General features: G+C 69.7%; 4 protein-coding genes and 1 tRNA gene. 3 read left to right on the top strand and 2 right to left on the bottom strand.

Annotated features, from left to right (window positions below; genetic code table 11):
* Positions 1–1151 (bottom strand): sensor histidine kinase (locus tag ACFU99_RS33920; RefSeq protein ID WP_384399477.1); only part of this gene is annotated, 1151 nt, incomplete at its 3' end.
* Positions 1151–1699 (bottom strand): hypothetical protein, encoded by a 549-nt coding sequence (locus ACFU99_RS33915; protein WP_384399474.1) that lies wholly within the window; start codon positions 1697–1699, stop codon positions 1151–1153. The genes ACFU99_RS33915 and ACFU99_RS33920, both read right to left, overlap by 1 nt.
* Before the next feature lie 247 nt (positions 1700–1946).
* Here ACFU99_RS33915 and ACFU99_RS33910 point away from each other — a divergent pair, with 247 nt between their 5' ends.
* The 3 genes from ACFU99_RS33910 to ACFU99_RS33900 all read left to right on the top strand — a co-directional run bounded on the left by ACFU99_RS33910 (position 1947) and on the right by ACFU99_RS33900 (position 4599).
* The gene (locus ACFU99_RS33910) at positions 1947–3443 is read left to right on the top strand and encodes an MFS transporter (protein ID WP_384399471.1); all 1497 of its coding nucleotides are present in this window, start codon (positions 1947–1949) and stop codon (positions 3441–3443) included.
* Positions 3444–3555: 112 nt separating this feature from the next.
* Positions 3556–4461 carry a hypothetical protein gene (locus ACFU99_RS33905; RefSeq protein ID WP_384399468.1) on the top strand — a complete coding sequence of 302 codons (906 nt, stop codon included), beginning with the start codon at positions 3556–3558 and terminating at the stop codon, positions 4459–4461.
* Between the two features lie 54 nt (positions 4462–4515).
* Positions 4516–4599, top strand: a tRNA-Leu gene (locus ACFU99_RS33900).
* Positions 4600–4609: the final 10 nt, after the last annotated feature.

Below are 4609 nucleotides of genomic sequence, written 5' to 3'. Positions count from 1 at the left end.
CCCAAAACCGCCGCCTGCCCCGCCGCGATCGTCAGCCCCAGCCCATGCCCCGTACCCCGCTCCGGCGCCGCCGTACGGAACCGCCGCGGCCCCTGATCCACCAGATCCGGCGGATACCCCGCCCCGTGATCCCGCACCACGATCGACGTGCCCCGCACCGTGATCTCGATCGGCGGCTTCCCATGCTTCGCCGCGTTGGCCAGCACATTCACCAGAATCCGCTCCACCCGGCGAGCGTCCGTCGGCACGATCCGGCCCTCGCCGACCACCTCCACCGACACCTCCGAAACCCCCCGCTGCCGCGCCGCCCGCTTCACGATCCCCCGCACCAGCGACGGCAGATCCACCGGATCCAGCTGCGCGCTCTCCACCCCCGCGTCCAGCCGCGACACCTCCAGCAGATCCTCGATCAGCCCCCGCATCGTCTGCGCCCGGTCCTGCACCATCTCCACCGCCCGCGGATGCGGCAGCAACTCCGACGCCGCCACCAGCCCCGCCACCGGCGTCCGCAGCTCATGCGCCACATCCGCGGTGAACTTCCGCTCCGTCTCCACCCGCGCCGCCAGCGCCTCCGCCATGTCGTGCACCGAACGCCCCAGCTCCGCCACCTCGTCCCGGCCCCCGCTCGCCAGCGCCTCCGCGTCCGGCGGCTCACCCGCCGCGATCCGCCGCGCCGCCGCCGCACTCCGCCGCAGCCGCCGCGACAGCGACTGCGCCACGAACCACGCCACCACCGCCATCAACGCCACCGTGACGACCCCCGCCACCAGCAGCGCCCTGTCCAGCGCCGACTGCAACGCGTCCCGCTCCGGATACGGCGCCGACACCGACAGCGTCTTGCCGCCGCCCACCCCCGTCGCCGCCCACACCCGCGGATCGCCGCCGCCGCTGATGTACGTACCGGCGTGCCCCGCCGCCGCCCTGTGCACCAGCGGCGTCGGCAGCGCCGAATCGTCCAGCTGCGCACCCAGCGCCAGCGTCCCGTCCCGCTGATAGACCTGAAGCGCCGAACTCAGCAGCCCGTCCTGGTACGAGCGGGCCTGATGATCCCGCTCCATGCCCGAAATGTGGTGCACGGCGACGCCCAGCACCACCACCGCGAGCGCGGTGACGAAAGAGATCGCGAGCGCGATCCGGCCACGGATGCCCATCACGCGATCGTGTAAGTCTCCGTGGAGTCGCCGGACGGCGTCGCGCCCAGGTACTCCACGTCCAGGCCGGTGAAGGCCTTCTTCCCGTCCACGTTCTTCGCCCCGTAGAGATGGAACGTCGCCGGGAACGACGCCGGCGCCACGCCCTTCGCGCCGCCGGACACCAGCACCACACCGCTGCCGTCCGCGCCGTCCGCGCCGTAGTGCTCCCACTTGATGTCGCTCGCCACCGCTCCCGCGTCCGCACAGGCCAACGTGATGATCCTCGGTTCGAGCACCGGCTCGCCGGCCCCGCAGTCCCGCACCCCCGGCAGCTCCACCGGGGCCGCCGACTTCGCGTCCGCCGTACGGTGCGACTGCTCCAACCGCTGCGTCTCGGCCGGCCGCGACTTCTGCGCCGCCGCCGTCTTCGGCGCCGCGCCCACCGCGCTCGCCCGGTCCGCGGCCTGGCCCAGCCACACCCCGCCCAGCACGAGCACGGTCACGACCGCGAACATCGCCAGCACGGCCCGCCGGCTGGCCCGTCGCGTCTCGGCGCGGTCGGTCATCGGGTTCTCTCTCCTTCGCGGGCGGTCTGCCCGGCGGCGGGCACCATCTTCCCGGTTGTGATGACGGGTAAAAAAGAGCCCGCGTTCCCTTTGGCCCCGGATCGTTCCTCACCCGAATGGCCCTCGCCCGAGTGACCTACGTCGCGTTCGGACAAGAAAATGGTTTGAGCGGCCAACGATCGTGCAGACGTCCCCTTCGTACGTGCACAGCCGCAAGCGCGGCCGACCTACCGAGAGGACCCGAGCCGTGTCCACCGGCAGCACCACCGAGGTAGACCCAGATCAGGACCCCCAGGCGCTCAAGCGGCACAGGGCCCTCTTCAGAGCCGCCGCACGGCGCAGGGACCCCAAGCTGCGCCGGACCGACATCACGGTCACCGACGAGAAGATCGTCAGGCGCGCGGTCAAGGCGGCCTCCCTCGGCAACGCCATGGAATGGTTCGACTTCGGCATCTACAGCTACCTCGCCGTCACGATCGGTAACGTGTTCTTCCCCTCCGGGAACGACACCGTGCGGCTGATGTCCTCGCTGGCGACCTTCGCCGTGGCCTTCCTCATACGCCCCATCGGCGGCATGTTCTTCGGCCCCCTCGGCGACCGCATCGGCCGCAAGACGGTGCTGGCCGTGACGATGGTGCTGATGGCCATCAGCACCTTCGCGATCGGCCTGATCCCGTCGTACAGCTCGATCGGCTTCTGGTCGCCGGTGCTGCTGATCCTCTTCCGGATGCTCCAGGGCTTCTCCACGGGCGGCGAGTACGGCGGCGCGTCCACATTCATCGCCGAGTACGCGCCGGACAAGCGGCGCGGCTTCTTCGGCAGCTTCCTGGAGTTCGGCACGCTGGCCGGCTACGTCGGCGCCGCCGGTCTGGTGGTCATCCTCAGCACGTCGCTCAGCTCCGGCGCCATGAACGAGTGGGGCTGGCGGGTGCCGTTCCTGGTGGCGGGCCCGATCGGACTGATCGGCCTCTACCTCCGGATGAAGCTGGAGGACACTCCCGCCTTCCAGAAGCTGGAGGAGGAGAGCGCGTCCCCCGCGGGCGAGAACATCAACAGCGAATCCACCGAGCTGAAGCAGATCTTCATAGCGCAGTGGCCGCGGCTGGTGCTGTGCATCGTGCTGGTCGGCGCGTACAACATCACCGACTACATGCTGCTGTCGTACATGCCGACGTATCTGACGGACCAGCTCAAGTACAACGACGCGCACGGACTGATCATCCTGATCTGCGTGATGGCCGTGCTGATGGTCATCATCACCTTCATCGGCCGCCTCAACGACCGCGTGGGCCGCAAGCCGCTGCTGATGGCGGGCATGATCGGATTCTTCTTCCTGTCCGTACCGGCCTTCCTCCTGCTCAAGCAGGGCAGCCTGTTCGCGGTCACCTGCGGCATGCTGATGCTCGGCCTCCCCCTGGTCTGCCTCCTCGGCACCATGTCGGCCGTGCTCCCGGCGCTCTTCCCCACCAATGTGCGCTACGGCTCGCTCTCCATCGGCTACAACCTCTCCGCCTCCCTCTTCGGCGGCACCACCCCGCTCGTGATCACCGCCCTGATCACGGCGACGGGCAGCGACATGATGCCGGCGGTCTACACCACGGCCGCCGCCCTCGTCGGCATCATCGCGGTCGCCTGCCTGAAGGAAACGGCCCGCCAGCCGCTGGAGGGCTCCCCGCCGTCCGTCGCCACCAAGGAAGAAGCCGCGGAGATCGTCACCTCGGCGGCCCCGGACCCGAAGTTCTGACCGCTTCCGTCGACGGTAGGAACCGTTCCGCTTATCGGGCGTAACCGTCCGATAAGCGGTTCGTTTTTCCGTACGGGCCCACGAACGCGTGGCCGGGTACGGAGGGGAAACCGTGACTGCTGTCCGCTACACCTGCGAGGCACTGACCGAGGCTGTGGCTGCCTCGACCACGCTCGACGAGGCGATACGCCGCTGCGGCGGCACGCCGACGCCTGGCAGCAGGCGCTACCTCCGCGCCAAGGCGACCGAGGCGGGCGTCGACACCTCGCACCTCGCCATGGGGAGCGTCCGGCACACGGAAGCCAGGCTCCGCGAGGCGGTCGCCCGCTCGTACAGCGTGACGGAGGTCGTACGACGCCTCGGCATCCACCCGGTGGGCGGCAACCAGGCACACATCGGTCGCCGCATCGCCGCCCTCGGCATCGACACGTCGCACTTCGGGACCGTCCGCCCCACCCGTCGCAAAGGGTCCCGAGACCATCGCCTCACCCTGGGCTCCCCGTCCGACGGGCGGGTGCCAGGCGAGCGCCTGCGCCGCGCACTGCTGCGCGGGGGCCTGCCGGAGAAATGCGCGATGTGCGGCACGGGGCCGGAGTGGAACGGCAAGCCGCTGCGGTTGGAGGTCGACCACGTCAGCGGCGACTGGTGGGACAACCGGCCGCAGAACCTGCGGTTGCTCTGCCCGAACTGCCACGCCGTGACCGACACCTACCGCGGCCGCCAGGCCGCGAACCGCAAGCCCGCCGTCGAGCTCCTGCGCCGAGGCGAGCCCGGTTCGTCGCGCACGAAGACGGTGATGCTCAGGCGCGCGCTCGACGAGATCGGCGTGCCCCATGTCTGCGCCGAGTGCGGCACCGGGGACACCTGGCAGGGCAGGTTGCTCGTCCTGGAAGTCGACCACATCAATGGCGACTGGCTCGACAACCGCCGGGAGAACCTGCGCTACCTCTGTCCGAACTGTCACGCGCTGACGGACACCTGGTGTCGCAGTCGTCGATCGAAGCCACTCGTGGAATAGGTTCGCGTCGCCGTACACTATGAACCGCCGACCGAGATCCGTGGTCGGCGGCTGGCGGCCGTTGCTGAATTGGTATAAGCGGATGTTTTAGGGGCATCTGGGAGCAATCCCATGTGGGTTCGAGTCCCACCGGCCGCACTGACAATGG

Origin of the sequence: Streptomyces sp. NPDC057654 (genome assembly GCF_042800135.1) — a bacterium.
Classification (GTDB): domain Bacteria; phylum Actinomycetota; class Actinomycetes; order Streptomycetales; family Streptomycetaceae; genus Streptomyces.
This window is presented reverse-complemented; position numbering and strand designations above follow the sequence as displayed.

Bases quoted from the DNA above. Each gene is read 5' to 3' on its own strand.
- ACFU99_RS33915 (WP_384399474.1), bottom strand. From the start codon at position 1,699: ATGACCGACCGCGCCGAGACGCGACGGGCCAGCCGGCGGGCCGTGCTG.